This window comes from Ruficoccus amylovorans, assembly GCF_014230085.1.
GTDB lineage: Bacteria > Verrucomicrobiota > Verrucomicrobiia > Opitutales > Cerasicoccaceae > Ruficoccus > Ruficoccus amylovorans.
Window position 1 is genome coordinate 21741 of sequence record NZ_JACHVB010000044.1, and the last position, 24607, is coordinate 46347.

A 24607-nucleotide genomic window follows, 5' to 3' on the forward strand; every position below is an offset into this window, starting at 1 on the left:
GTTTATGCTTTCCTTGTTGGATCAGACATTCAATGCTCTATGATGTTTAAAAGCTATGATTAGTTGTGTAAAAATCGGCAGGAGAAAACGATGAGATTGGGCGAATTGATCCGGGTCGGGCATTACCATAATCCGGCAGGGCGCCATCCGATCCCCAAACCAATCGCTCGGCGTACCTATTGCCTGGAACTGATGACCGGCGGACGCGGCTGGGTGCAGATGGAGGGGCAATGGGTGGAGGTGCTGCCGGGGGCTCTCCTGTGGCATCAGGCGGGGGACTATACGATTGGCCGTAGCGACTTCGAGGACCCGTATCGCTGTCTGTCCCTGCGGGTAAAGGTGCTCGATGACGCTCCGCGCCCGGTGCCGCATCTGACCTGGTGGCAAAATCTCGACGCCGTGTGCCGCTTCGCGGACGAGTCAGTTTCGCTCTATGCCTCGGACCGCCTCGACCACGCGGTGCTGCGGGACTACATCCTTTCGCGCCTCCGGCTCCAGGCGGAACTGTACCTGCGCGAAGCCCCGCGCCAAGCGCTCGCCCCGGAGCTCCAGCGCGTGCTCGCGTATGTGGAAAAGTACTACGCCGCGCCTTTGCGTCTGGAGGCGCTGGCCGACATCGCTCAGTGGTCGGTGCCGCATCTGCATGCGCGCTTCCGCGAGGCGTTGGGTTGCAGTCCGCACCAGCACCTGATCGAGCGCCGGATAGAGGCCGCCCGCGTCCAGCTCGCCGGGACGAACGACCCGATCAAGAAAGTCGCCGCCGATTGTGGTTTTTCCAACGCTTCGGCGTTGTGCGTGATGTTCCGCCGCCATACCCATCTCAGTCCCGCGGCTTACCGGCGGCGTCAGGTGGTGGCGTAGCGCGCCGACAGGGCCGGTCGGCTTTATTGCAGTTCCTTGACCTTGCGATAAATGTCATCAAAAGCGCGGTCCCTGATTGCCAGAAGGTCTGAACTGAGTTTGCGGGCGGCTTGTTGTTTTTCCCGAAGGCTGCCTGGGCTAAGTTTTTCGAAAAAGGCTTTCATCGCTGAAGTAGGCTTCTCCTCTGGTGGTAATCGCCAGCCCGCATCGTGCAGCAGTTTCCAGTTATCGTTTTCACGGCTGCCATGAAAGAGGATGCTGCCGCCCTCGCAAACTGCGCTGACGGCTTTCGAGGGCACACAAATGTGATCCCAGTGCGGCAGCAACGTGACCAGATGGATGTCGATGAAGCGCAAGTGCTCACGCGGTACGCTGTCCAGGGTGATGACTGCTGGCATGTCTTTGGCCAACTCACGAAGGCGGGCAGACTTCGCTCCGGAAGCGGCCAGGATGAAGCGGTGGCGTTTCGGATCAAGACAACTAAGGGCAGCCTCGACAAAAGTGTCGCTGTGGGCTTCGCCGAGGTTACCGACATAGCCGAGGATGATCTTGCCTTCCGCCCGCGCCCATTCCGGCGCAGCAGCGGGGTCTGGTGTGCGGGCGATACCGCAGGGCAGGATGGAGGCACCCGGCGAGGGGGTGTATTGCTGCCGGATATGCGCGGCCTGTTGCGGTCCGAGAGCGAGCAGGTGGCTGGGGGCGTTGCCTTCGACTGTCTTTTGCAAATACCGGTAAAAGGGGCTGGAGCGGCGCACGAGCCCGGCAGCAGCGAAGGCCTCCGGGTAGAGATCGAGCGACCAGTAGATCCACGGGATTTGGCGGCGGCGTGTCTCCCTGGCCATCCAGAAGTTGAGCAAGGGCGGGTCGGTCATGCAGATAATTGGGCCGTGGTCCAGCTTAAGGGCATGGCGAATGAGGCGGCGACCTTCAAGCAGGCTGGCGAGCAGGCGCCGGATCTTGTGTTTGCCGCTGTAATGGCGGGGGAGCAGGTGCAGATTTCTTTCGGCAGGCGCGTCGGGTTGGCCGGGCTCACGCAGCGCGACACGGGTAACGGTGATCCCGCGCCGGGCGAGGTAATCAGCCAGCTCGGTGGCGTGGTGCCACTCGGTGTTGGAATCGGCATGGATGACGCGGTTGACGATCGTGCAGCGCATGGCGGTTGTGAAATGACTTAGCTCTGGCGCGCCTGCCAACTGGCGAGGATTTCCTTGAAAATGTCGTCCAGACTTTTGGTGAGATCCCAATCGGGATAGTGGTGGCGCATTTTTCGCAGATCGCTGTAGTAGCAGATGTGGTCGCCCTCACGGTTCTGTTCCACATAACGGGACTTCATTGGCTGGCCGCTAAGGGCCTCGATGCGAGCGAAGGCTTCGAGGATGGAGCAACTGTTCGATTTACCTCCGCCGAGATTGTAAACCTCGCCGATGCGCGGGCTTTGGTAAAACGCCCACATGAAGCGGGCGACATCGAGCGAATGGATGTTGTCGCGAACCTGTTTGCCCTTGTAGCCGAAGACGGTGTACTCACGCCCTTCGAGATTACACTTGATGAGGTAGCTGAGAAAGCCGTGCAGTTCGACGCCGGAGTGGTTGGGGCCGGTCAGGCAGCCGCCGCGCAGACAACAGGTAGGCAGGCCGAAGTAGCGCCCGTACTCCTGCACCATGACATCGGCTGCGACTTTGGAAGCCCCGAAGAGCGAGTGTTTGGACTGATCGATGGTGAAGTCCTCGGCGATGCCGTGGGCGAAGGCCGGGTTGTCATACTCCCAGCGCGTGTCTTCCTCGCGCAGGGCGATGCGGTTGGGCGCGTCGCCGTACACTTTGTTGGTGGACATGTGGATGAAGGGACTTTCCGGACAGTGCTGGCGGGCGGCTTCGAGCAGGTTGAGCGTGCCCCCGGCGTTGATGTCGAAGTCGTCGAAGGGAATCTGTGCCGCCTTGTCGTGTGAGGGCTGGGCCGCGGCGTGTACCATCACGTCCGGACGCAGGGATTTGACCAGCTCGCGCACAGCGGCGCGGTCGCGGATGTCCAACTCGTGGTGCTCGAAGTGGGCGAGCGTTTGTTGCAGGCGCTGTTGGTTCCAGCGCGTGTCACCGGACTGCCCGAAAAATTCGGCCCGCTGGTTATTGTCCAGTCCGTGGACGGCGAAGCCCTGATCGGAGAAAAACGTGCAGACTTCCGAGCCGATGAGTCCGGAGGAGCCGGTGACGAGAATATTTTTCATGGTGGTGCAGGAGAGAGGCGGGCGTTTGATGATCGGGAGGGGCCATTCTACCTAAGCCGATGATAGCCCTACGATCTCCTTGCAGCATGGTCGAAGGTGAATGGGAAATCAATTGTTTACGATCTTGGGGGGACTGTGTAATCTCCGTATCATGCCATTTTTTAGAACTATTGTTGCTGCGCTTTGTCTGTGCAGTCCGCTTAGCTCACACGCTCTTGTTAATGCGGGCAACCCGGGGGGGAACACCACCGCCCCGACTGGGCTGGATGGTCAGCCGGAGGATCCGGGCTTTGCCAACATGTTTGTCGTTGATGGCGGGACGGCGGTTTATCTGGGAGAGGGATGGCTTTTGACCGCAAATCACGTTTCGGCGAAATGGATAGAATTGGACGGTGTGCGTGTGCCGAGCGAGCAAGTGGTGGATAAAGTGAAGAGAGTGAAAGGAGCGGACCTAAAGCTCATTCATCTAAAGGAGGCATTGGATTTGCCCGCGGTTAAGATCGCCGCGCAGCCGCCAGAGGTGGGTGCCGAGGTGATCATGATTGGCGCAGGGCGTATCTCCGAAGACAAATTGACATTCTGGCAGGTCGATCAATCAACCAAGCCTTGGGCATGGACAGAGTTGCCCGATGCGAAGGGGGCGAATATGGCGGGGGTGCTCAGCAAGGGGGGGTATCAGATGGCCTGGGGCACAAACCGTATCTCCGCCGTCCAGGGCAAGTGGCTGGTGACGGACTTTTCTCCGCCATCCTCGCAAGCAACGCCCTTTGAAGCTCAGGCGATTTCGCAGGATTCCGGCGGTGCAATGTTTGCTTATACAGATGAGGGGTGGAAGTTGATAGGCACAATGGTGACCGTGGGGCGGTTGCTTCCCGACCAGCCGGGGGTTGTTAAGCCCGAGAAATCCAATACCCTCGTCGTCGGGTCCGGCGTGTTTGGCAACCTGACCATGTCCCTACTGTTGCCACCTGTGCGCCAGGAGATCATAGAGATCACGGGGTTGGGTCTGTGACTCGGTGTTGTGGGATGAGATTCAGATGCTGCCTGGAGTTCTGCTGGCTTTAGTGTTGCCAGTGGGGACGGATTTTGATGATGGTTTCGGCTTCTCTCTGTTCGACACGACTCTGCATCATCTATGAAACGCGCACTCATCACGGGTATCACTGGTCAGGACGGCTCTTATTTGGCCGAGCTGCTGTTAAATAAAGGCTACGAGGTTCACGGCATCATTCGCCGGAGTTCCACCTTTAACACGAGCCGCATCGACCATCTGTATAAGGATCCGCACGTCAACGACGTGAAGCTGTTCCTGCACTATGGTGACCTGGCCGACTCCGTGCATCTGGTGAAGCTGCTTTATGAGTTGAAGCCGGATGAGATATATAACCTCGGTGCGCAAAGCCACGTGCGTGTGTCCTTTGACATCCCGGAGTACACGGGCGATGTCGTGGGCCTGGCTGCCGTGCGTATGTTGGAAGCGATTCGCGAGGCCAACCTCGTGGGGAATGTCCGCTACTATCAGGCTTCGTCCTCGGAGATGTTTGGCAAGGTGCATGAGGTCCCGCAAAAGGAGACCACGCCGTTCCACCCGCGTTCGCCCTACGGCTGCGCAAAAGTGTTCGCCTACTGGCTGACGGTGAACTACCGCGAGAGCTACGGCCTGCACGCCAGCAACGGTATCCTCTTTAACCACGAGAGCCCGCGCCGCGGCGAGACCTTTGTCACGCGCAAGATCACGCGCGCGGCCACCCGCATCAAGCTTGGCCTGCAAGACGCGCTCTACCTGGGCAACCTTGACGCGCAGCGCGACTGGGGCTACGCCAAGGAGTACGTGGAGGTCATGTGGAAAATGCTTCAGCAGGACAAGCCGGACGACTACGTGTGTGCCACCGGTGAGACGCACACGATCCGTGAGTTTTGCGAGGAAACCTTCGGCCTGCTCGATCTGGACTGGGAAAAGTACGTCAAGTATGACGCCCGCTACGAACGCCCCTCGGAGGTGGACCTGTTAATCGGCGATCCGGCCAAGCTCAAAAAGAACATCGGCTGGGAGCCGCAGGTGAAGTTCAAGGATCTGGTGAAAATTATGGTCGATGCCGACCTCGCCCTGGCCAAAAAGGAAATGGCCTGCAACGAGGCTATCGCCAACCAGAACCTCGACTCCGGCGTCGTCGCATAGCCCGGCGGCACGCTTGCCGCTATGAAGGCAGAGCTGACCCGGTCAAACTGCGCATACTCGGGCTTGACCGCGTATCGTCACGTTGCTGTGTGCAGAGTGTTGGGAGTGCCGGCTAAAACGCGTGCTCTTTGTCAGTTTGCCCGCGATACTGGCCACGGCCACAAGCATCTTCTATGTTTCGGCAGCCGTGGTACTGCTTTTACGATCGTGGCGCCAGCAGGTGATTCATACCATTGAGTTGGACTGAAACATAAGCTAAAGCTACGCCAGGCTTTGCTGATAAAGTGACCGTAGCTTTTCTTGAAAACGCTCGACACTTAACGTATCCAGTGCCCATTGCCTGGCTGCTTCACCCTTCTTATGGATTTTTTCGATCGGAGATTTGTCCAGCATACGAAGACTTTCGATAATGGTTTCCTGACTGTCGCTTGGGAGATTCCACCCGAAATCATTGCCCTGCGGGAAGGAGTACTGGAGGTCGTTGCCGGGTGAGAGGATGAGGGCGAGTCCGGCGGTCATAGATTCGGCAGCGGTATGGTTGAAGTTCTCCCTAATCGAAAGCGAAATGTAAACATCGGAGCCAAAGAGCAGGCGAAGTTTCTGCTCTTCGTAAACTGGGCCTAAAATATGAGCATTGCGAATTTGTTGACTCTCCTTGTGGTTCAGAAGCTGTTGCTGGCTGACATCGTAGTCGATTCCTGCCATAACCAGATGCGTGTTTTCCGAGAGTCGTGCTTGTGCAAAGGCATGGAGAGTCTCCATCGGTCGCTTCATGGAGTGATAGCGCCCAAAGTATAGTAATACCCGTGATTCAGGAGGGATGCCGAGCTGTTGTCTAAAATTCTGGCGGTGCGCTTCCCGGTTGGTGATGTCAAGCGGTTCGACGGGCCAGTACACTACCCTCATGTTATCGCCGTTATAGCGTTGGCTCATTTTCTCGCGTTCGCGTTCGGTGGCCAGAATGATGAAACGTGCTTCTTTGAAGTAGTTTTTGCCGAAAATATTGTACCAAAGCTGCTTTTGTAGGCGTCCGTAGGTAAATACCCATGGGTCCATGCTGCCATGGGGAACTGCCCAGTAGGGGATTTTATGCCGGCGGGCAATATCGCGACAAACGATGTTGTGCCCCCTGAATATCTGGTGACAGGAGACCAGAGATGCCTGTGACAGCAGATGCTCGAGGTTACGCTTCGTTTCTCCGTGCAGCCAGTGTTGTTGGGAGGTGTAGATGTACTTGGTGTTGCACTGATCCGCTGTCTGCATTGTTTCCTCCCTATCCGAGGTCGGAGAGACAACGGTGCCCCCGAGTGCCTTTTGGAAAAGACGTACGGATTTATACGGTCCACCGAGCTTGGGGAACGATTCCGGGTTAAGAAAGCAGGGGGATGGCTGGCTCATACGAGGTGTGGCATTAATTGTGTTGGTGACGTGTCGGGGCGAGGTTCCCGGGAGCTACTTCCTGCTCTTTTTTTGAAAACAACTCTCTATCCATTGAAGAAAGTCTTTGGTGCGACTTGTATAGGTATGGTCCTCGGGATTGGGGGTTGAGAACTGGCAGGGATCATCGAGTACGCGCGCGAGTGTTTCGGCGAGGGAGCCAGTGTCGTTTGGATTGTAATAGCATCCAGACTCGCCGAATAATTCAGCGGCTTCACCGATGGCGCACGTAACAACGGGACGGCGGAAGGGCAAATACATGAATAGCTTGCTTGGGCAGCGGGCCCAGTCCTGAATGATGTCGCGTAGCGGGCAGAGAAACGCATGCGCGATGGAAAAGTATGACGGCAGGTCTTCTTCTGCTATGTAACCCTCAATGTGTATGACCGAGCCGAGTTGCTCCTGACGGACCCAATCAATCGCGGCTTGCTTTTCTGCACCGCGACCAATCATCACGGCAACAAAATCATCACGTGTTTGTGCGAGGCGCTTGAAGGCGGTGGGCATATCCCAAAAGCCGTAGCCTTGCATAAAGCTGCCCATGTAGAGGATGATTTTCTTGTCCCCGAAGCGCTCATGCAGGGCATTGTCCTCCGCTTTTGGGGGAAAGATTACCGCGTCGTTGTTGGCATAGGGGGAGTAGTGGACAGTGTTTCTCTTGCCGAAGCGCTTTAGGCGTTTGGCATAGAATGTCTCCAGGTAACGGCTGGCACAGATGTGACCATCAAAATATAAACTGTAAAGCCACTCAAGACCCCAGTAAAACAGCCGTCGCAGGCGACCGGTAGAAATGACAGAATAAAGCTCAGAATGGTCTCCGAGAATGATGCATGTTTTGGTGGGACGAAAGACCCAGTTGCGCAGACCCACTCCGCAAATCCAGACGACGTCGGGCTGCCATTGTGACAGAGCTTTTTGTTTGGCGCGCTGCTCTTTCCAACCCGCCTTTTGTCTCTGGTGCCAGAACATCTTTGCTCGCGGGCATTCCAGGGTCACTTTTTCCTGATTGTCAGGGCAGTCCTCCATGAAAATAGCAACCTCGTGGCCGGCATCTATGAGCGGCTCGGCCATGCCGGTCGCGCGTTTGAGGGTGGCATGCTTCTTAAAGTTACCGTGTGTGATGAATGCTATTTTCATGCTGCGTTCTTCGTTCGCAGAGAGTGTCTCGGAAAAGAGTCTGACGGAGTCTACCGTGGTGCTCTGGGGAGTTGGTTTCTCAGGAGTCGGGGAAGCCAGGCAAAGCTGAAGGGGAACAGGGGGCTGCGGGGTGCGTAGAGGAGCAAGTACAAGGCTAGAACTAAACCGGTTCCGATACGTAGTGAGATGTTGAGGGGAGAGAACATCAGGTTCCAATAGAAGTAGAGTAGTGCGGAGATAATATAGGGAGCGAAGACATTGTCATAGCGGATAATGTTGAATAGGACTTTCACAGAACAGTAGACGGTTATTGCCCAGAAGATCATTGCGCCGATACCGGCTTCCGCCCATTCCCCTAAGAAGGTGGCGTGGTGAGAATAGTAGCTGCCATAAAAACCCCCCATCGCATTTGAGCTTACGTTTGCCCCGCCCAGTCTTAAGGCATCTACCAGATAGGGAGCCCAGCCAAAGGAATTCCATGAGCCCATGCCGATGATGGGATGGTCACGAACAGCCATCGTGGCGGCGACAAATTCAGTGCGCCCTGACAAGACCAAGCCCCACGGGGTGACTCCCCATTCCGTAGAGGTTTGGGCGTAAAACTTTTCTTGCTGGTAATGGCCGAGTATTCCTGCAGGGGCGGCGTAAATATACATGAAGTAAATCATCAGTAGGCCCATGCAGCCAAGGCATCCAAAGAAAACCAAACGTCCCGGCGTCAGCTTTTGAAACGAGCGTAAGTGTCCGCTGTGGGAGATGGCCAAGTAGGTGAGGATTAAAGCCGTTGCGAATCCAATCAATGTTTCTGAGCGGGGGACAAAGGGGCTGAGGACTGTGGTACTCACTAAAATAATGACGATGGCCACAGTCCGGCTGAAGTTATATGCGAAGCAGGAAACAAAGATGACAACACTGAGGGTGATCTTGGAGTAAATAGAGGCCCAGAGCCCGTAACCCTCGCTATTGGCTGATTCTTCGAGCCAGGCTCCGGGGCGCAGCATGATGATGGGGCTACCCAACGCTGCCCCCAGGATGACGGCCCAAAGGGCTTTGGGGTTGGTTTGCAGCAACCAAATGAAAAAGATCATATAGCCGCCCATGAAAAATACCCGGAGAAAACCACGCAGGGACAGGAAAAACGGGTTATGCGTCAGCCAGTTGGTAATGAGCAGTGAAGCAAGGTAGCAGGCTAGCGCGAACAGTATGAGAGCCCCTTTTTTGGAAAAAATGATATGGCGGGTCTGATAGAGATAGATGGGCATGGGGATCCATACAACGAAGTCTGCCAGGGTGATGCGACCAACGAGATTAATATCCACCATTTGGCCGACTCCAAAGAGAAAGCCTAAGATGTAGGTAACGATACTTAGGGTTGTCATGATTTTAGCAGTTGCTCATAAAACGCTTTGAGTTGGAGCGCAAAGTTTTCTTCGGTGTATCGCTCGGCGACTTCTGTGGCGGCCTGTTGCCCCCATTGCCTGGCCTCCTGCCAATGGTTGTAGGCATAGAGGATGCCTTCAACAAGAGAGTCGATGGAACCGGTTTCCAGCAGGTAACCATTTTTAAGGTGTTCAATAGGGGCTCCGGAGTCCTCTGTTGTCAAGACGGGTAACCCTGCGGCCATGGCTTCCATGACGGAGCGGGCGCAACCTTCAGAGAGTGTGGGGAATGCAAACAGATCTGCTTCGGCCAGTGCTTGTTGTAAAATGTCATGGCTGACGTGGCCATGCATATGAATGTTTGCGGCCTCACACTGACTGAGCCAATCGGGTGGCAGAGAGACGGTGCCGTAAACGTCGAGCGAGATACCCGGATACTGCTCATGTAACTGCTGCATGGCGCGTAAGAGTAGCCGGGCCCCCTTGCGCATATCAAAACTACCCGTGAAAATGAGCCGAAGCCGATTGGGTGTGTGGCTGCGTTCGTGTGTTACGGCGAATTTTCTGGAGACGGGGCCGTGGATGACGTGGATGGGCTTGTCTTGCAGGCCGTACTGCTGGAGGCTTTTTTTGACGTATTCGGAATTAACCAGAATGGCGTCTGCTCGTTTGCAGTCGTCTTCCACCAACTGCCAGAACGCTGTGTGGTAGGATGCCTTTGAGTCGGGCCAATGCTGTGCTTCCTGAGCCAGATTGTCCCGGATGTGGGTGGGGTGGGCGATGCTGTGGGCGACAACGACTTTGATGCCTCTTTGTTGGACCTTTTCGATGACACCCGCCCCGCCTGCGCCGCTACGCAAGTGGAGGATGTCTGCGTCATGGATGTACTTGAGGGATTGGCGGGCAAATGCCTTCCAGGTAAAGGTGTCCGACCATATGGGCAAGTGGAGTTGCTGGCACATTTGTCTGATCCCCTCAAGGATTTCAGCCCCGGTGCAGCAGTCGATCTGGTCCCTGGCGAGTCCGGCCGGGCAGCGCAGCATCAGGCGTCGATGCAGGTCCGGTTTTTTGAGCAGACGGCCAATGCCGTTGAGAAGGAAGGCGGGGGTATGTCTGGGGACATACCCAGTGATCAGACGAACGTCGAAACCGGCTTTGACAAGCGCCAATGCGAATTCTGGAAAACGTAGTCGTCCCTGGCCTGACGATAGAAGTATTTTCATGGTGTAAGTGACGTGGGAGCAAAGCGTTTGGCTTCAGCAGAAGGGAGCGGGAAGATCGGCTTGATATCCGAATTGCTCAAAGTCTTCCGCGAATAGGGTCTTAATTAACGCTTGCGCTTCTGTGTCGTAAAAATCCTGAAGGTTGATTTTGCCGCCAGCGCCGATGTGCTTGAGGGCTTTGCCCTGGAGTTGGTGCTTTTCGCGAAATTGTGTGTAGTCTTGCTCCAATGATTCAAAGCGCAGGATTTCTTCGATGGCGAGATGTCCGTTGATGTCGATGAGAAAGCGTTTCTGCGTGCGGAGGTGGGCAAGGATATTGTGGTCTTGGCCTGCGTATGCTGAGGCCTCGGCCCAAAAGCGCTTAAATCCGTCCAGGTCTGTGTTTTGCTTGAAATGGCGATAGGTTGAGAGGGCGCGCGAGTAAGGGTTGCGGACGACGGCGAATTTTATCGCCCGGGCGCGTTGGGCGGGCGGGATGATGTTTAGCAGTTCGATCTCCGAGTAGGTTAGATGCTGTCCGGACAGTGTGTAGTCGTAGGGCCCAAAGACACGTTTACGCAGGGTCTGGTTTTGTGTTTTGTTCAGCAGGAATTTGGCGACGCGATTGGGGAAGCTGCGTTTACCGGGGATGCCGTCGATGAGGTCCAGCGATGACTCGATGGACTTGCCCGCATTTTTCGGTATGTGGATGAATAGCAGCTGTTTTTCTTGATGGTAGGCCATGATTTATTTCTGATCTTTAGGCATTTTTCAGGGAGCCGTCGGCATAACTTTGGGCGTACGAGTTTTATTTTTAATCAGCGAGAGAAGAGCCTTATGATAAATGCCGAGAAGGGCGAGGCCGACAATGGCAGTGTAGCCGGTTGCCGAAAGGCCGAAGCTCAACCAGGTGCCGGGCACCCAAAGCAGGGGAGCCAGGCCGGAGAGGAAAAGTAATGTCATTGCACCGAGGGCCCGGGGCGCGAGAAACCTCAGCTTGGGGATTTGCTCGCGGATATCCAAGGTGAAGAAATGGAAATTAAGCCCGATCATGCCGAGTGTGGCGATCAGTGCGGCTAGGGGGAGGCTGAGAAGACCGAGGGGCGTGAACTTTAACAGCACGACTGCCAGGAGGACTTGGACCACGGTACCGGTTGTCTTGATCAGCATGGAGGCATTGATGGCCCCGAAGCTGAGGTAGAGGGTGAAGATATAGCTGCCGATAGAGAGGGTCAGCAGCCAGATCGCCGCCAGCAGGGTAACGGATTGACCGGCAAACGGGGCGTCTTGCAACCACAGGTACACGAACGATTGATTGAAAGCTGCGTAGCCTCCGAGTCCAAGTGTGGAAATGGCGAGTATCCCCAGGTAGCAGTTCTTGAGCAGGGTACGGACACGTTCGCTGCGTTCGCTGCCGAGCAAGTGCGAGAAGGACGGAAAGGCGGCCAGGCTGAGGCGGGCTGTGGTCGTGCTGATGAGCATGCCGACCCGCAGGGTGGCATCGTAAGCGGCCGCCGCCTCCGCACTGAGAAACAGGGTGATGAGCGTCGGCTGGATTTTCTGGCCGACCCCTGTGCTGAGGACATTGAGCATGACCGCCGGTCCGGTCTTGCAGTAGTCTTTGAAGACATGGCGGGAGACCACTAGCCGGGGCACCAGAAGAAAAGCCAGGAAGCAGGAGTAGGCAACGCCTTGGGCTCCGATGATCAGGTTTCTGGCCAAAAGGCCGGTCGGGATTGCCAGTAGGCCCCACCCATGGTACAGGCCGTAGAAGATGGTCACGATCTGGGCGGTCGCTGCGATGGGGCGAGCAACCGCAATGGCGACCGGACGCTGGATCGCGTTCAGGAAGGAGTTGGAGCAGGAGCAGAAATACTGGATGGCGACGGCGAGCACACCGATCTGAAAGGCGCGTGTGAGCTCCTGCGACAAGGATTCCGGAGCGGAGAGCCAGTTGGGGATTTCTCCGCCCATCAGATAGCCCGCGTAGATGACGGGCAACAGGATCAACAGGTTGAACGCCAGCCCTGTCCACAGGTAGCTGACGCAGGTTGTTAGGTCTTTTTTGCCGTAGGCGTTTGAGGCCCGCTGGCCGGTGATCGCGGTCATGTCCAGCATGCCGATCCAGACGAGGATACCGCCACTGGCGAGCCAGTAGCCGTACTTTTCGGCACCCAGGATTTTGAAATACAAGGGGAGCAGGAGCAGGCCGATGACGATGAGCGTGCCTTGATCCGTCCAGCTTGTAATGACACGCCACAGGGTTGCTTTGCGGCGGCTTGGGGCCTTGTGGTGCAGGCTGTGCTTGAGCTCACGGATCATAGAGCGATCTCTTTGATCCAGTCGCGGTTGGCCACATGCCACTGGACGCTGCGCTTGAAGCCCTCGAAGGGGTCGATTTGCGGCTCCCAGCCCAAGAGCGACTTGGCCTTGTCGATGTTGGCCCAGGTTTCCTTCATGTCGGCTTTGTGGAAGGGCTTATGGTTGATGGTGGCCTTTTTGCCCAGGTGTTGCTCAAAGCATTCGATCATGGCGTTGATCGAGACGGGGTTGTTACCGCCCCCGAGGTTAATGATCTCGTAGCCCAGCGGTTTGAGTCCGGCAATGGTGCCGCGGGCGATGTCGTCCACATAGGTGAAATCGCGACTCTGGGAGCCGTCGCCGAAGAGCTCGATCGGGGTGCCCTCGTCGATCCACTTGATAAAGCGCAGGATGGACATGTCGGGGCGACCGGCGGGGCCGAAGACCGTAAAATAGCGGAGCACGGTCACGTCGATCCCGTAGAGGTGGTGGTAGGTGTAGGCCATGACCTCGGCGGCCTTTTTCGAGGCGGCGTAGGGAGAGATCGGGGTGTTGACCGGGAGGGTCTCGACGAAGGGCATGGGCTGGCCCGCGTAGAGCGAGGAGGTCGAGGCCAGCACGAACTTTTTCACCCCGTGGTCCTTCATGCACTCCAGCAGGTTGAGTGTGCCGTGGGCGTTCGTCGTCATATAGACGTGCGGGTTCTCCATGCTGTACCGGACTCCGGCACGGGCGGCCAGGTTGATGACGGCCCCGAAGGCGTGCTTGCCAAAAAGCTTTTTCACTGCGGGCAGGTCCTCGATGTCGATCGGCGCGAAGGTGAAGCCCGCGCGGCCCTGGAGCTGGTCGAGGCGGTACTGCTTGACGCGCACATCGTAGTAGTCGTTCAGATTGTCGATGCCGACGACTTCGTGCCCGGCGTCGAGCAGGAGTTCGGCGGTCTTGCTACCAATGAAGCCGGCGGCGCCGGTGACGAGAATGGGCTGTGACTTGTCCATGGGAAAAAACGGGTCTGGTAAAGTTAAGTGAGAAACTTGGAAATGACGGGCAGGAGTTTGCTCGCCTTGTTTTGCCACTGGAGCAACGACTCCAGGCGTTTCCGGGCCAGCATGTTGTCGGCCGGGAGCCGGTCGCGGAGGGATTCGAGGCGTTCCTTGCCGGTGCGCATGCGGGGCCGCATCTTGGCGTCGAGGAAATAGCCCAGCAGCCGCCGCATGGAGCGTTCCGGCGTGAACTGGTTGCCGCGCTGGCCGGGAATGGACTGGCGGTGGGCCGCCCCCATGTCCACCAGCAGTCGCAGGCCCTGTGAGGCGGACCCGGCGCTGATCTGGAGCTTTTGCCCGATCTCCTCCTGGGTTAGCGGGCCGTCCGCGCAAAAAAGCACGCCATAGATCTGAGCGACGGACTTGGGCACGCCGAAGGAGTCGAACAGCCCGACAAAGATGTTCAGCAGTTCGATCTCCCAGTCCTGAAGGGTAGCGGTCGCTTCTTTTTGCATGTTTCTGATGTTTCTATAAATTCATTTTTTTATGAAATAAAGAAAAAACGACGCTCCCGGTTGGGACGACTGGCGACCAATGAAGGGTTCGGGATGGCTTATCCGTGTCGCAGTTGCCGCATCTCCAGTTGGATCAGGCGCTCGTACCAGGCGAGGCGGCGGCAGTATTCCCAGGCCTCGCGGCCTTCGAGGAAGCCGCCCCGCAGCACATAGGTATAAAAGAAGCGCAAAGACGGCCAGCCGGGCAGGCGGCTGACGAGGCGCTTGATGGCGGGATTACGCCGGGAGGCGTGGCGGGAGAAAATCTGCCTCAGCGGCACGTCGGAGCGGAGGCGGGCGGCGGCTTCCTGCTTGGCGTATTTGCGGTGGCGGCGTTCCCAGACTTCCCAGCCACCGCCGAAGGCGTAGTGCAGGTAGGGCTCTTTAATGTAGCCGATCTCGCCCTCCACCTGATCCTCCTTCTGGCCGTGCCCGAAGTCCGTGAAGCGCGCCCGCCCGCGTCGCAGGAGCCGGAATTGCCACTTGGGGAAGTTGTCCGAGCGCTTCAGCCAGCGTTCGCCCAGCATGAGCGCCCAGCACAGATAGTAACCGGCGAGCCCGTCCGGGGCGTGGGCGGTCTTGTCGGTCAGCTCGGCCAGCAGGGCAGGGGTGATGCGTTCGTCGGCGTCGAGAAAGAGCACCCAGCTGTGCTTGAGCGGGCAGTGGTCGAGCGCCCAGTTGCGCTGCTGGCCGAAGGACTGGAACGGGTTGACGGAGACGGTGGCCCCGGCGGCGGTGGCCAGCTCCGCTGTGCGGTCGGTGCTGCCCGAGTCCACCACGTGAATGTCGTCGCACCAGGTGAGGGAGTCGAGGCAGCCGGGCAGGTCGCGCTCCTCGTTGAGCGTGAGGATGATGACCGAGATGTCGGGTGCGGGGGGCATCAGGCGGTTATCTCAAGTCCGCTCGTTCACGCTGGCAATCCCGAAACAGGAGTAGGGCCTTTCCCGGGCGGGTTGAGACGGGCCGGATTTAAAGGGTTGTCAATTTTGTCGATATGGGGTCCATTGCGAGTTTTCCCTAATCCCGAAAGAAAAACCCTGCTGCTATGAAGATTTGCTGTATCGGTGCCGGTTATGTGGGTGGACCCACCATGGCCATGATTGCCAAGCAGTGCCCGGACATCCCGGTCACCGTCGTTGACATCAACCAGGCGCGTATCGACGCCTGGAACTCGGACAAGCTGCCGGTCTTTGAGCCCGGCCTGGACGAGGTGGTGAAGGAAGCCCGGGGTCGCAACCTCTTCTTCAGCACCGAGGTGGATGAGGCGATCCGCGAGGCGGACATGATTTTTATGTCGGTCAACACCCCGACGAAGACCTACGGGGTGGGTGCGGGCCGTGCCGCCGATCTCAAGTACGTCGAGCTGTGCGCCCGGCGCATCGCCGAGGTGGCCGAGTCGGACAAGATCGTGGTGGAAAAGTCCACCCTGCCGGTCCGCACCGCCGAGTCGATTCGTCGCATTCTGGCTGGTTCGGGCAAGAACCTGAACTTCCAGGTCATCTCCAATCCGGAGTTTCTGGCCGAGGGGACGGCGGTCGAGGACTTGACCGCGCCGGACCGCGTGCTCATCGGGGGCGAGGAGTCCGCCGAGGGCGACAAGGCCGTGCAGGCCCTCGTCGATGTCTATGCCCACTGGGTGCCGCGCGAGCGGATTTTGACCACCAATGTCTGGTCGTCCGAGCTGTCCAAGCTCACCGCCAACGCCTTCCTCGCCCAGCGCATTTCCTCCATCAACGCCATTTCCGCCCTCTGCGAAGTCACCGGGGCGAACGTGGACGAGGTCGCCCACGCCATCGGGCGGGATTCGCGCATCGGCCCAAAATTCCTGCGCAGTTCGGTCGGCTTCGGCGGCTCGTGTTTCCAAAAGGACATCCTCAACCTCGTGTACCTGTGCGAGCACTTCGGTCTGCCCGAAGTGGCCAAGTACTGGGAGCAGGTGGTGGCCATGAACGAGCACCAGAAGCGCCGCTTCGTGGACCGCATGGTGAGCACGCTCTTTAACACCGTCTCGGGAAAGAAAATCGCCATCCTTGGCTTCGCCTTCAAAAAGGACACCAACGATACCCGCGAATCGCCCGCCATCAGCGTCTGCCGCGACTTGCTGGAGGAGCAGGCCAACCTTGCCGTTTACGATCCCAAGGTCGAGCCCGCCACCATCCGTCATGACCTCGCGCTGGCCGAGGGCGACGAGCGCGTGGACATTTGCACCGACCCCTATGTGGCCATCCGCGGCGCGCACGCCGTGGCCATTCTGACCGAATGGGACAGCTTCAAGGCCCTCGACTGGGAGCGCATTTATAGGGAAATGCTCAAGCCCGCCTTCGTCTTCGACGGTCGCAACATCCTGAACCTCTCGGATTTGCGCAAAATCGGCTTCGAGGCCTACGGCATCGGCAAAGGCGGCGAACGCTAGCAAACGCTCGGCGTTTGATCCGATTGAGGGGGCTTGGCCCCCTACGGAGCCAGAAAGGCTCCTACCCCCCTCCCGGTGCGTTGCCGCGCCGGAGCCTGAGGGGCTGGGCTTCCAGCGCGGTGCGTGACCGCACGGGACATAGAGTGGCTGTGCCCTACCCGTCCAGAAAGGCCGCTACCCGCTCCTCCTTCCTTCCGGGAAAGTGCCAGCATGGATGAGCCGACACCCGTTCCCTACCGGGGCGGTCAGTACGCTTACGGGGCAGGAGCCTTTCTGGCTCCGATGGGGCAGCGCCCCATCACGGTGCGAAGCACCGAGGGTGCAGGGCACGCCCTGCTCTAAAAACTTGAACCCGTCCGTTCCTTGCCCATGCTGATGCCCTTACGCTGCCGGGCGGTTGTGGCCGGTCGGAGGCGGTATTCGCTATGACCAGCCAGGAGCTTTTAGATCATTTCAAGGAAACCCCGGTGCTCGTGGTGGGCGACCTCATGCTCGACCACTACCTGTGGGGCGACGCCACGCGGATCTCGCCCGAGGCCCCGGTGCCCGTTGTGGCGCAGGTGCGCGACACCTATACGGCGGGCGGGGCGGCCAATGTCGCCATGAACCTGGCCGCGCTCGGCGCGCCGGTGGAGCTTTTCGGCTGGACGGGCCGGGACCGGGCCGGGGACATCCTGCTCGATGTGCTGGAGCGCAACGGGATTGTTTACTCGTCGCAGTGGCGCTCGGAGCGCATCCCGACGATTGAGAAGACCCGCGTCATGGTCCGCCAGCAGCAGCTTTGCCGGATCGACCGGGAGGACCACCGCGACGCCTACGCCTTCGACAGCGACGCCTGTTTAAAGGTGCTGGAAAAGAAAATCGCCGCCGCCAAGGCCGTTATCGTTTCGGACTACGCCAAGGGCGTGGTCACGGAAAAACTCCTTTCGCGCCTGCTGGAGTTCCGCGAGGCCGGGGGCTGCCTGATCGCGGTCGATCCCAAGCCCAAGCGCAAGCTCAACGTCAAAGGCATGGACCTGATCACCCCCAACCGGGACGAGTCCCTGCAAATGGCCGGGATCAGCATCGACCCGCACGACCCCTTTCCCGAGACCGAAGTCACCCAGGGTATCTGGGAGCACTACGCCCCGCGCCACCTGGTGGTCACGCTGGGGGCGGACGGCATGCTCGTCTGCGACGAGGGCAAGGTCGCCCACCGCATCCCGACCGTGGCCCGCGAGGTCTTCGACGTGTCGGGCGCGGGCGATACCGTGATCGCCACTCTCACCCTCGCGCTGGCGGCGGGTGCCGCCATCGAGGAGGCCGCTCATCTGGCCAACCGCGCGGCGGGCATCGCCATCGGCAAGCTCGGCACCGCTACCGTCACCCCCAAGGAAATTCTCGACTATGAAATTCAGCATTGAAGCGGCCCGCAACGAACTGGCCGAAGTCCTTTCCGCCTTCACGGGGCAACTGCCCGCCGTCGAGCGTAGCGGACGCGCCATCATCGAGTGCCTCCATCAGGGGGGCAAGATACTCTCCGCCGGTAACGGCGGCAGCGCGGCGGACGCGCTGCACCTGGCCGAGGAGTTCACGGGCCGCTACAAGGGCGACCGGCCTTCGCTGGCCGGGCTGTGCCTGAGCGTGGACGCCACCGTCCTGACCTGCATCGCCAACGACTACGGTTTCGACGCGGTGTTTTCACGTCAGATCGAGGGGCTGGGGCGTCCGGGGGATGTGTTTGTCGGCTTCACCACGAGCGGCAACTCCTCCAACCTGCTGGCCGCCTTCGAGGTCTGCCGTGAGCGCGGAGTGACGAGCATCCTCGTCTCCGGCGGCGACGGCGGGAAGGCCCACGGCCTGACCGACTACGAGATCCTTGTGCCCTCGCGCACGACGGCCCGCATTCAGGAGATCCACACTTTTATCCTCCACCAGTGGCTCGAAATGGTCGAGCAGGAGGAGTGGCACTGATCGGCACACGGCAGTGACTGAACTTGGCGCGACCACTTTGGCCCTCAACAACGTATTTACATCTCTATGGGTTCTTCCAGAAGCACGGCTCACGACCCGGTAGCAGCTTTCCGGCAGCGCTCCGAGCGTTCCCGCTCGCGTGAGCCGATCCCGGGACGCGAATGGCGCACGATCATCGGACTGGCGTTGCTGGTCATGCTTGGGCCGTGGATGCTGGGAAGCATGCGGATGTGGCCGCAGGTGATCCTGTTCGGGATCAGTGTTTTGACTTTTGCGCAATTGTTCATTCCGGCTCACCGCCGGGATGAGGTGCCGAAGCAGTATCTGAGGCGCTTGCTGCGTTTTCCGGTTTTCTGGGCCGGTCTGTTACTGCTGGTATTCATCCTGATCCAGGCGTTCAACCCCTCCATGCGCGTCGGGCACAAGGACATTGAAGGCTGGACGCACTTTAGCTCGGCCTGGTGGCTGGCTCCGGTCAAGCACATCGACTGGTTGCCGACGAGCGTCGATGCGCCTTTCTCGGTTGGCAATGCTTGGCGCTCGCTGATGAACTGGGCGACGCCGCTGTTGGGGATGTGTACGGCTTGGGTCGGGTTGAGTCGTCGTCGGTCAGTCATTGTTCTATTTTGGTTGATTTGCCTGAATGGTGTGGTTTTGGGTGGCGTGGGGTTGGCTCAACAGTTGACGGGTGCGGATATGATTTTGTGGAGTTATAGTAGTTCTAATGGTGAGTTCTTCGGCACTTATCCGTATAGAAATCATGCCGGTGCATATTTTTATCCGATTCTTGCATTGTCGTCAGGGATGTATTTTTACTACATGCGACGTGCGCACAGGCGGATGCAGAAGTCTCATCCCGGCATTGTGTTTCTTGTGATTGGTGTGTCCCTCGCACTAACTCTGGCGGCGTGCCTTTCCCGTGGCGGGATCCTGATGGGGGCGGTTGTTTTGTTGGCTTTTGTTCTGCTCTACTTCGTGAGCATAATAATGCACAAAAGTTTTCGGACCTTGATTGGCGGTATCGTTGTTTTGCTGGTATTACTGGTTGGTACGTCTTACGTGCTTGTCGGGATTGTGGGTGTCGAAGGGATCGAGGCCCGCTTTAGGAGCACAATAAAGGAAAAAGATGGCAATCTAGAGTTAGACCGTTCGTCTCAAATGCGTCTTCTGATGTCCAGGGCTACTTCGGAGATGTTTCTGGACCGGTCAGCATATGGATGGGGAGCTGGCTCTTACCGCTGGATTTTTCGCAACTACCAAATGAAGCCAGAATATGACGCTTTATGGCGTGTGCATTACAAGAGAAAGGGGCAATGGAGGTTTTACCGCCTTGGCATCCAGTACGCTCACTGTGACATCCTGCAATTCGCGTCTGAAACGGGGGCCGTGGGGGTGGGCCTGATAACGGCACTGGGGTTATCCTGGCTGGGGCTTATCCTGTATTACATTCGTGCGGTTTCCTTCGAGCATGTGATGATTCTCTTGGGCTGCCTGCTGGCGCTGGTGCATGCGTCCTTTGAGTTTAACCTCAGTAACCCTTCTGTCCTCGTGCTGGTCAGCCTGCTGGTGGCCCTGACTGTAACCTGGCTGCGGCTCAATCCCCGCTTCGCCAATAAAGGTGAAACCGACTCTTTATGAAACTTTACGATCCCAACCGCCTGCTCCTGATCGCCGGTCCCTGCTCGCTGGAAACCGAGGACGTGACCTTCTCTGTGGCTGACAAGCTGGCCGAACTGGCCGCCGCGCACCCGGAGTTGAACGTCGTCTTCAAGGGCTCCTTCGACAAGGCCAACCGCACCTCGCTCGGCAGTGAGCGCGGTCCCGGCATGGAGGAGGGCCTGGCCCGTCTCCGGCAGGTGAAGGAAAAGACCGGCCTGCCGGTGACGACGGACTTCCACCTGCCCGAGCAGGCCGCGCCCGTAGGCGAGGTCTGCGACGTGCTTCAGGTGCCCGCCTTCCTCTGCCGCCAGACTGACCTGCTGGTGGCCGCCGCCCAAACCGGGCGCGTGGTCAACGTGAAAAAGGGCCAGTTCCTCTCGCCCGCCGAGATGCGCTTCGTAGTGGACAAGCTGGAGGGGGCCAAGGCCGCCGAGATCTGGCAGACCGAGCGCGGCTCGACCTTCGGGTACCAGAACCTCGTGGTCGATATGCGCTCCTTCTCGATCATGAAAGGCTACGGGCACCCGACCGTTTTCGACGCCACCCACAGCGTGCAGCTTCCCGGCGCGGGTGGGGGCAAGACCACCGGCCAGCGCGAGTTCGTGCCCGCCTTGGCCCGCGCGGCGCTCGGCGCGGGGGCCGACGGCCTGTTTTTTGAAACCCACCCGGACCCGTCCAAGGCCATTTCTGACGGCCCGAACCAGATTCCGCTGGAGCAGTTCGCCGCGCTGGTCGAGTCCTGCCTGCGCGTCTGGTCCGCCGTCCGCATCCAAGCCTGATGAATACCGAAAAACGCACCCATTTCTCCTCCGCGCTCGATGTGTTCGAGCGCGGCAGGACTGCGCTGGATGAGACCCTGGAGCGCATGCGGCCCAACTTCGACGCCTTCGTCGAGGCGCTGCTAGCGGTTGAGGGGAAGATCGTGCTGACCGGCATCGGCAAGTCCGGCATCATCGCGCACAAGCTCGCGGCCACCTTTGCCAGTACGGGCACGCCCGCCGTCTATATCAACGCTGCGGAGGCCCTTCACGGCGACCTCGGCGTGGTGGGAAAGGGGGACGTGGTCCTGATGGTTTCCAACAGCGCCGAGACGGTCGAGATGATCAAGATGCTGCCTTCGATCAAGCACATCGGGGCCAAGGCGCTGGGGATTTTTGGCAAAACCAACACCCCGCTGGCCGCCCGTTGCGACCTGGTGCTCGACGCCTCCATCGAGCGCGAAGCCTGCCCGCTCAACCTCGCCCCGATGACCAGCGCGATGATCGCCCTCGTCATCGGCGACGCCCTGGCCGTGGCCATGATGAACGCCCGGCATTTCCGTCCGGAGCAGTTCGCGCTTTTCCACCCCGGCGGGACGCTGGGCCGCCGCCTGCTGCTGACGGCGGCGGACGTCATGCTGACCGGCGACCAGATGCCCGTGGTCCCGGCGCAGGCCAGTTTCGAGCAATTGATCGGCGAAATGAGTCGCCCGAACCTCGGGGCCGTGCTCGTGGTGGACGGGGAAAACCGCCTGTTGGGGATCATCACCGACGGGGATATCCGCCGCGCCATGCTGCCCGGCGGGGGCGGCCCCTGCGAGGCCAGCAAGCTCATGACCGCCCACCCGAAATCCGTCCACCCCGAGACTCTGGCCGGAGAGATCATGGACCTGATGGAACAGTACCAGATTTACGTGGTCCCGGTGGTGGATGCCAAAGGTTGCCTCGCGGGCATCCTGCGCATGCACGACATTCTCGGCTGATCGTTGGCGGGCGGCGTCCGTTGCCTTGAGCCAATTTTCTAACCCCCCTCTCAAAAACGAACGCTATGCCCGTACGTATCTTTTTTCGTCTATGCCTGTTCGCGGTGGCCGGGGGCCTGCTGTTGTCGGAAGCGGGAGCCGGCGGGGCGGAGCCGGAGAAATTATCGATCGTGGCTCCCGCCGATCCGGCCAAAGAGGAAGCTCAGGCCGTTGACCTGCTGACGGAGACGCTGGGGAAGATTTATCCGGAGCGGGTCGAGGTGGTGACGGGGGGAGAGGTCCCACTAACCGGCCCGGCGATTTTTGTCGGTGGGGACTATCCCGGCTATCCGGCGGACGGGGAAACGGCTCGCTGTGCCTCGGCGGATGCGCTGGACGAGGATGGTTTTACATTAATCCGGCACCGTCCCTGGCGTCCCAAAGTGGGGCCCCGGCGGGTGGGGTACCGGCCTCTGCGGCTCCGCCCCGCCGGGGCGGAGGATTGGTTGGCGATTGTCGGGGCGACCCCGAGGGGGACGTATTACGGAGCGGCCTGGCTCCTGCGCGAGCACTATGGGGTGCAGTGGCTTTTCCCGGGGGAGGACGGCCTGAGCCTGCCGGAAACAGCCCCCGCGCTCTTGCCTCGCTCGGGCCGGGCGGTCGAGCCGTCCTTTGAAGAGCGTCGGCTGGGGCACAGTCTCAGCCCGGAGCAGAAGGACTGGTCGCTGCGCAACGGCTTGGGCAGCCGTTTTTATTATAATCACAACCTGCACCGCCTGACCGACCAGCAGCTTTTCAAGGACAACCCCGACTGGCAGTCCGAGGCCTGGGGACGGCGGACGAATCGGGTCACGGGGAAGGGGCCACAGCCCGACCTGCTCTCGCCCGGCTATCAGGCGCATATCGGGCAGCAGGCGGCGAAGTCCCTCGATGAGCACCCCGGCGAGCAGAGCGTGTCGCTCGGAATCACCGACAGCGTGACCTTCGACCGCAGCGAACGCACCCGCTCGGTGGTCGAGCCGTTTCGTTATTTTCGGGGGAGGCCGGATTACTCGGATGTCATTTTCGGATTCACCAACGCCGTGGCGCTCCAGCTCTTTGAGGACGGCGAGGGGGGCAACAAGTACGCCGACCGGGTCTTGACCCAGCTCGCCTACTACTACGCCGAGGAGGTGCCGCAGATCGAGCTTCAGCCGCAGATCATGCCCTGGCTGACCTCCGACCGGGCGCAGTGGTTCGACCCGGAGGTGCGCGCCGGGGACGAGGCGCTCATCCGCCGCTGGGAAAAAACCGGCGTGAACAAGCTCGGCTCCTGGGACTACTACGAGGGCATCCCGTTTTTCATCCCGCGCCACTACCCGACGGTCATTGGCGAGTCGCTGCCCTATCTGCACACGCACGGCGTGCGTTCGTTTTTCGCCGAGGGGCTGCGCAACCCCGGACTGGACGACCCGAAATACTGGTTGGCCGCGCAGTTGCTCTGGGACGTGGACAAAGCCCCCGCCGTGCTGATGGACGAGTATTTTGAGCGTTGCTATGGCGAAGCCGCCGTGCCCATGCGGCGGTTCTTCGACCTGTGCGAACAGGCGTGGATGGACCAGCCTCCGCCGGGGCGATGGATCAAGTATTTCACCGCGCCCTCGCAGGCGGAGCTGTTTCCGCCGGAACTGTGCCGGGAACTGCGGGCCTGCCTCGATGACGCGCAGGCACTGGCCGAAAGCGACCTGATCCGTCGGCGCATCGCCCGGGTCTCGGACAGCTTCGCCCTGACGGAGCTGGCTGTGAACCGCTACCAGACCTGGCGACGGCTGGCTTCACAGGCGCGGGTGACCTCCGCCGACGCGGCCGAGTGGCTGGCCACGGAGTCCGCTCTAAACCGGGCCATGACCGGGCAGTGGCGGCGCAGCCTGCCGCTGTTTTTCCTCCTGCGCAGCAACCCGACTTTTCGCGGGACCGAGCCGCCGGAAGGGGCCGAGCCGGTTCTGGTCGAGTCCTTTGGCGAGCTGCTGATCCCCGAGCCGGTCGTGACGGCCAGGGACTACCCGGGGCTGGTCGTCAACAAGGCGGGCGAAGGCGAGTGGGAGCTGACCCTGCGCAACTGCGAGGCCCTGCGTCTGGCGCAATCCTCCCAAGCCGCCCGCGAAGCGGACGGCGGCGAGGGTGAGGGTGGCCTGCGGGTCGAGGGGGTCGAGTACTTCCGGCTGGAGCGCAGCCTTTCCTGCGCCGGGATCGGGCAGCTCTACCTGCGGGCGTGGGCGCGGGGCAAGCTCAGCGGGGACGCTCAGGTGTTTGCCTCGGTGCGCTTTCAGGACGCCAAGGGCAAGGCCATGGGCACCTGGAACATGGACGCGCTGCCTTTCGGGGAACACGGCTGGCTGCCCCTGACCGTGCTGGCGGACTCGCCCGCCGGAGCCGCCACCGCCAGCATCACGCTCGTGGTCCAGAATCAGGGGCCGGGGGACTGGATTGACTGGGATGACATCGCCCTGTATAAAGTTCCCGTTCGCTGATTTCCCCATTTTTCCATCTTTTCCGTTTACCTGAACAGGCCCTAACAGGAAGGCCGGGAAGTGAGGAAGGACATGCTTCCGTTCTTGCTTATCGT

Annotated in this window: 22 protein-coding genes; 11 read left to right on the plus strand and 11 right to left on the minus strand. The window is 59.6% G+C overall.

Going from position 1 to position 24607, the window contains the following annotated elements; all coding sequences use genetic code 11:
- Nucleotides 1-90 precede the first annotated feature (90 nt).
- Nucleotides 91-861: a helix-turn-helix domain-containing protein gene (locus H5P28_RS15170; protein ID WP_185676560.1), complete on the plus strand. Its 771-nt coding sequence runs from the start codon at nucleotides 91-93 to the stop codon at nucleotides 859-861.
- 23 nt (nucleotides 862-884) lie between these two features.
- On the opposite strand, the gene H5P28_RS15175 is transcribed toward H5P28_RS15170, so the two are convergent.
- Nucleotides 885-2015 carry a glycosyltransferase gene (locus H5P28_RS15175; RefSeq protein ID WP_185676561.1) on the minus strand — a complete coding sequence of 377 codons (1131 nt, stop codon included), beginning with the start codon at nucleotides 2013-2015 and terminating at the stop codon, nucleotides 885-887.
- Nucleotides 2016-2032: 17 nt separating this feature from the next.
- The gene (locus H5P28_RS15180; protein ID WP_185676562.1) at nucleotides 2033-3085 is read right to left on the minus strand and encodes an NAD-dependent epimerase/dehydratase family protein; all 1053 of its coding nucleotides are present in this window, start codon (nucleotides 3083-3085) and stop codon (nucleotides 2033-2035) included.
- Between the two features lie 151 nt (nucleotides 3086-3236).
- Between H5P28_RS15180 and H5P28_RS15185 the strand changes: the two genes are divergently transcribed.
- Nucleotides 3237-4097, plus strand: a complete 861-nt coding sequence (locus H5P28_RS15185; protein WP_185676563.1) for a hypothetical protein — start codon at nucleotides 3237-3239, stop codon at nucleotides 4095-4097.
- 123 nt (nucleotides 4098-4220) lie between these two features.
- Nucleotides 4221-5264, plus strand: a complete 1044-nt coding sequence (gene gmd / locus H5P28_RS15190) for a GDP-mannose 4,6-dehydratase (RefSeq protein ID WP_185676564.1) — start codon at nucleotides 4221-4223, stop codon at nucleotides 5262-5264.
- A 261-nt stretch (nucleotides 5265-5525) separates the two neighbouring features.
- Here the strand turns inward: gmd and H5P28_RS15195 are convergent, their stop codons facing one another.
- From H5P28_RS15195 to H5P28_RS15235, 9 genes are all read right to left on the minus strand, one after another.
- Entirely contained in the window at nucleotides 5526-6662 is a 1137-nt protein-coding gene (locus tag H5P28_RS15195; RefSeq protein WP_185676565.1) for a glycosyltransferase, read from the minus strand.
- Nucleotides 6663-6716: 54 nt separating this feature from the next.
- On the minus strand, nucleotides 6717-7838 hold the full coding sequence (locus H5P28_RS15200) for a glycosyltransferase (RefSeq protein ID WP_185676566.1): 1122 nt from the start codon (nucleotides 7836-7838) through the stop codon (nucleotides 6717-6719).
- Nucleotides 7839-7888: 50 nt separating this feature from the next.
- A complete protein-coding gene (locus tag H5P28_RS15205; RefSeq protein WP_185676567.1) occupies nucleotides 7889-9217 on the minus strand; it encodes a hypothetical protein in 1329 nt (442 codons plus the stop codon).
- Nucleotides 9214-10440, minus strand: coding sequence for a glycosyltransferase family 4 protein (locus H5P28_RS15210; RefSeq protein ID WP_185676568.1), 1227 nt, complete (start codon nucleotides 10438-10440; stop codon nucleotides 9214-9216). The genes H5P28_RS15205 and H5P28_RS15210 overlap by 4 nt, the downstream gene beginning before the upstream one ends.
- Before the next feature lie 33 nt (nucleotides 10441-10473).
- Nucleotides 10474-11163 carry a sulfotransferase family 2 domain-containing protein gene (locus H5P28_RS15215; RefSeq protein WP_185676569.1) on the minus strand — a complete coding sequence of 230 codons (690 nt, stop codon included), beginning with the start codon at nucleotides 11161-11163 and terminating at the stop codon, nucleotides 10474-10476.
- A gap of 27 nt (nucleotides 11164-11190) precedes the next feature.
- The gene (locus H5P28_RS15220; RefSeq protein WP_185676570.1) at nucleotides 11191-12741 is read right to left on the minus strand and encodes a lipopolysaccharide biosynthesis protein; all 1551 of its coding nucleotides are present in this window, start codon (nucleotides 12739-12741) and stop codon (nucleotides 11191-11193) included.
- Nucleotides 12738-13718 carry an SDR family NAD(P)-dependent oxidoreductase gene (locus H5P28_RS15225; RefSeq protein ID WP_185676571.1) on the minus strand — a complete coding sequence of 327 codons (981 nt, stop codon included), beginning with the start codon at nucleotides 13716-13718 and terminating at the stop codon, nucleotides 12738-12740. The genes H5P28_RS15220 and H5P28_RS15225 overlap by 4 nt, the downstream gene beginning before the upstream one ends.
- 23 nt (nucleotides 13719-13741) lie before the next feature.
- Nucleotides 13742-14218 carry a GbsR/MarR family transcriptional regulator gene (locus H5P28_RS15230; protein WP_185676572.1) on the minus strand — a complete coding sequence of 159 codons (477 nt, stop codon included), beginning with the start codon at nucleotides 14216-14218 and terminating at the stop codon, nucleotides 13742-13744.
- A gap of 98 nt (nucleotides 14219-14316) precedes the next feature.
- Entirely contained in the window at nucleotides 14317-15138 is an 822-nt protein-coding gene (locus H5P28_RS15235; RefSeq protein WP_185676573.1) for a glycosyltransferase family 2 protein, read from the minus strand.
- A 164-nt stretch (nucleotides 15139-15302) separates the two neighbouring features.
- On the opposite strand from H5P28_RS15235, the gene H5P28_RS15240 reads away from it, so the two are divergent.
- The 8 genes from H5P28_RS15240 to H5P28_RS15270 all read left to right on the plus strand — a co-directional run bounded on the left by H5P28_RS15240 (nucleotide 15303) and on the right by H5P28_RS15270 (nucleotide 24512).
- On the plus strand, nucleotides 15303-16670 hold the full coding sequence (locus H5P28_RS15240) for a UDP-glucose 6-dehydrogenase (protein ID WP_185676574.1): 1368 nt from the start codon (nucleotides 15303-15305) through the stop codon (nucleotides 16668-16670).
- A gap of 210 nt (nucleotides 16671-16880) precedes the next feature.
- The gene (locus H5P28_RS19920; protein ID WP_281398250.1) at nucleotides 16881-17012 is read left to right on the plus strand and encodes a hypothetical protein; all 132 of its coding nucleotides are present in this window, start codon (nucleotides 16881-16883) and stop codon (nucleotides 17010-17012) included.
- An 83-nt stretch (nucleotides 17013-17095) separates the two neighbouring features.
- Nucleotides 17096-18073 carry a bifunctional heptose 7-phosphate kinase/heptose 1-phosphate adenyltransferase gene (locus H5P28_RS15245; RefSeq protein ID WP_185676575.1) on the plus strand — a complete coding sequence of 326 codons (978 nt, stop codon included), beginning with the start codon at nucleotides 17096-17098 and terminating at the stop codon, nucleotides 18071-18073.
- Entirely contained in the window at nucleotides 18057-18623 is a 567-nt protein-coding gene (locus H5P28_RS15250; protein ID WP_185676576.1) for a D-sedoheptulose-7-phosphate isomerase, read from the plus strand. The genes H5P28_RS15245 and H5P28_RS15250 overlap by 17 nt, the downstream gene beginning before the upstream one ends.
- Before the next feature lie 66 nt (nucleotides 18624-18689).
- Nucleotides 18690-20261, plus strand: a complete 1572-nt coding sequence (locus H5P28_RS15255; RefSeq protein WP_185676577.1) for an O-antigen ligase family protein — start codon at nucleotides 18690-18692, stop codon at nucleotides 20259-20261.
- Nucleotides 20258-21061 carry a 3-deoxy-8-phosphooctulonate synthase gene (gene kdsA, locus H5P28_RS15260; RefSeq protein WP_185676578.1) on the plus strand — a complete coding sequence of 268 codons (804 nt, stop codon included), beginning with the start codon at nucleotides 20258-20260 and terminating at the stop codon, nucleotides 21059-21061. The genes H5P28_RS15255 and kdsA overlap by 4 nt, the downstream gene beginning before the upstream one ends.
- Nucleotides 21061-22023, plus strand: coding sequence for a KpsF/GutQ family sugar-phosphate isomerase (locus H5P28_RS15265; protein ID WP_185676579.1), 963 nt, complete (start codon nucleotides 21061-21063; stop codon nucleotides 22021-22023). Before kdsA ends, H5P28_RS15265 begins: the two co-directional genes overlap by 1 nt.
- Before the next feature lie 65 nt (nucleotides 22024-22088).
- Nucleotides 22089-24512 carry a DUF4838 domain-containing protein gene (locus H5P28_RS15270; RefSeq protein WP_185676580.1) on the plus strand — a complete coding sequence of 808 codons (2424 nt, stop codon included), beginning with the start codon at nucleotides 22089-22091 and terminating at the stop codon, nucleotides 24510-24512.
- Nucleotides 24513-24607: the final 95 nt, after the last annotated feature.

What these genes read in the sequence shown, in the direction of transcription:
- H5P28_RS15170 (WP_185676560.1), top strand. Translation starts at nt 91, where the DNA reads ATGAGATTGGGCGAATTGATCCGGGTCGGGCATTACCATAATCCGGCA.
- H5P28_RS15175 (WP_185676561.1), bottom strand. Translation starts at nt 2,015, where the DNA reads ATGCGCTGCACGATCGTCAACCGCGTCATCCATGCCGATTCCAACACC.
- H5P28_RS15180 (WP_185676562.1), bottom strand. Translation starts at nt 3,085, where the DNA reads ATGAAAAATATTCTCGTCACCGGCTCCTCCGGACTCATCGGCTCGGAA.
- H5P28_RS15185 (WP_185676563.1), top strand. Translation starts at nt 3,237, where the DNA reads ATGCCATTTTTTAGAACTATTGTTGCTGCGCTTTGTCTGTGCAGTCCG.
- gmd (WP_185676564.1), top strand. Translation starts at nt 4,221, where the DNA reads ATGAAACGCGCACTCATCACGGGTATCACTGGTCAGGACGGCTCTTAT.
- H5P28_RS15195 (WP_185676565.1), bottom strand. Translation starts at nt 6,662, where the DNA reads ATGAGCCAGCCATCCCCCTGCTTTCTTAACCCGGAATCGTTCCCCAAG.
- H5P28_RS15200 (WP_185676566.1), bottom strand. Translation starts at nt 7,838, where the DNA reads ATGAAAATAGCATTCATCACACACGGTAACTTTAAGAAGCATGCCACC.
- H5P28_RS15205 (WP_185676567.1), bottom strand. Translation starts at nt 9,217, where the DNA reads ATGACAACCCTAAGTATCGTTACCTACATCTTAGGCTTTCTCTTTGGA.
- H5P28_RS15210 (WP_185676568.1), bottom strand. Translation starts at nt 10,440, where the DNA reads ATGAAAATACTTCTATCGTCAGGCCAGGGACGACTACGTTTTCCAGAA.
- H5P28_RS15215 (WP_185676569.1), bottom strand. Translation starts at nt 11,163, where the DNA reads ATGGCCTACCATCAAGAAAAACAGCTGCTATTCATCCACATACCGAAA.
- H5P28_RS15220 (WP_185676570.1), bottom strand. Translation starts at nt 12,741, where the DNA reads ATGATCCGTGAGCTCAAGCACAGCCTGCACCACAAGGCCCCAAGCCGC.
- H5P28_RS15225 (WP_185676571.1), bottom strand. Translation starts at nt 13,718, where the DNA reads ATGGACAAGTCACAGCCCATTCTCGTCACCGGCGCCGCCGGCTTCATT.
- H5P28_RS15230 (WP_185676572.1), bottom strand. Translation starts at nt 14,218, where the DNA reads ATGCAAAAAGAAGCGACCGCTACCCTTCAGGACTGGGAGATCGAACTG.
- H5P28_RS15235 (WP_185676573.1), bottom strand. Translation starts at nt 15,138, where the DNA reads ATGCCCCCCGCACCCGACATCTCGGTCATCATCCTCACGCTCAACGAG.
- H5P28_RS15240 (WP_185676574.1), top strand. Translation starts at nt 15,303, where the DNA reads ATGAAGATTTGCTGTATCGGTGCCGGTTATGTGGGTGGACCCACCATG.
- H5P28_RS19920 (WP_281398250.1), top strand. Translation starts at nt 16,881, where the DNA reads ATGGATGAGCCGACACCCGTTCCCTACCGGGGCGGTCAGTACGCTTAC.
- H5P28_RS15245 (WP_185676575.1), top strand. Translation starts at nt 17,096, where the DNA reads ATGACCAGCCAGGAGCTTTTAGATCATTTCAAGGAAACCCCGGTGCTC.
- H5P28_RS15250 (WP_185676576.1), top strand. Translation starts at nt 18,057, where the DNA reads ATGAAATTCAGCATTGAAGCGGCCCGCAACGAACTGGCCGAAGTCCTT.
- H5P28_RS15255 (WP_185676577.1), top strand. Translation starts at nt 18,690, where the DNA reads ATGGGTTCTTCCAGAAGCACGGCTCACGACCCGGTAGCAGCTTTCCGG.
- kdsA (WP_185676578.1), top strand. Translation starts at nt 20,258, where the DNA reads ATGAAACTTTACGATCCCAACCGCCTGCTCCTGATCGCCGGTCCCTGC.
- H5P28_RS15265 (WP_185676579.1), top strand. Translation starts at nt 21,061, where the DNA reads ATGAATACCGAAAAACGCACCCATTTCTCCTCCGCGCTCGATGTGTTC.
- H5P28_RS15270 (WP_185676580.1), top strand. Translation starts at nt 22,089, where the DNA reads ATGCCCGTACGTATCTTTTTTCGTCTATGCCTGTTCGCGGTGGCCGGG.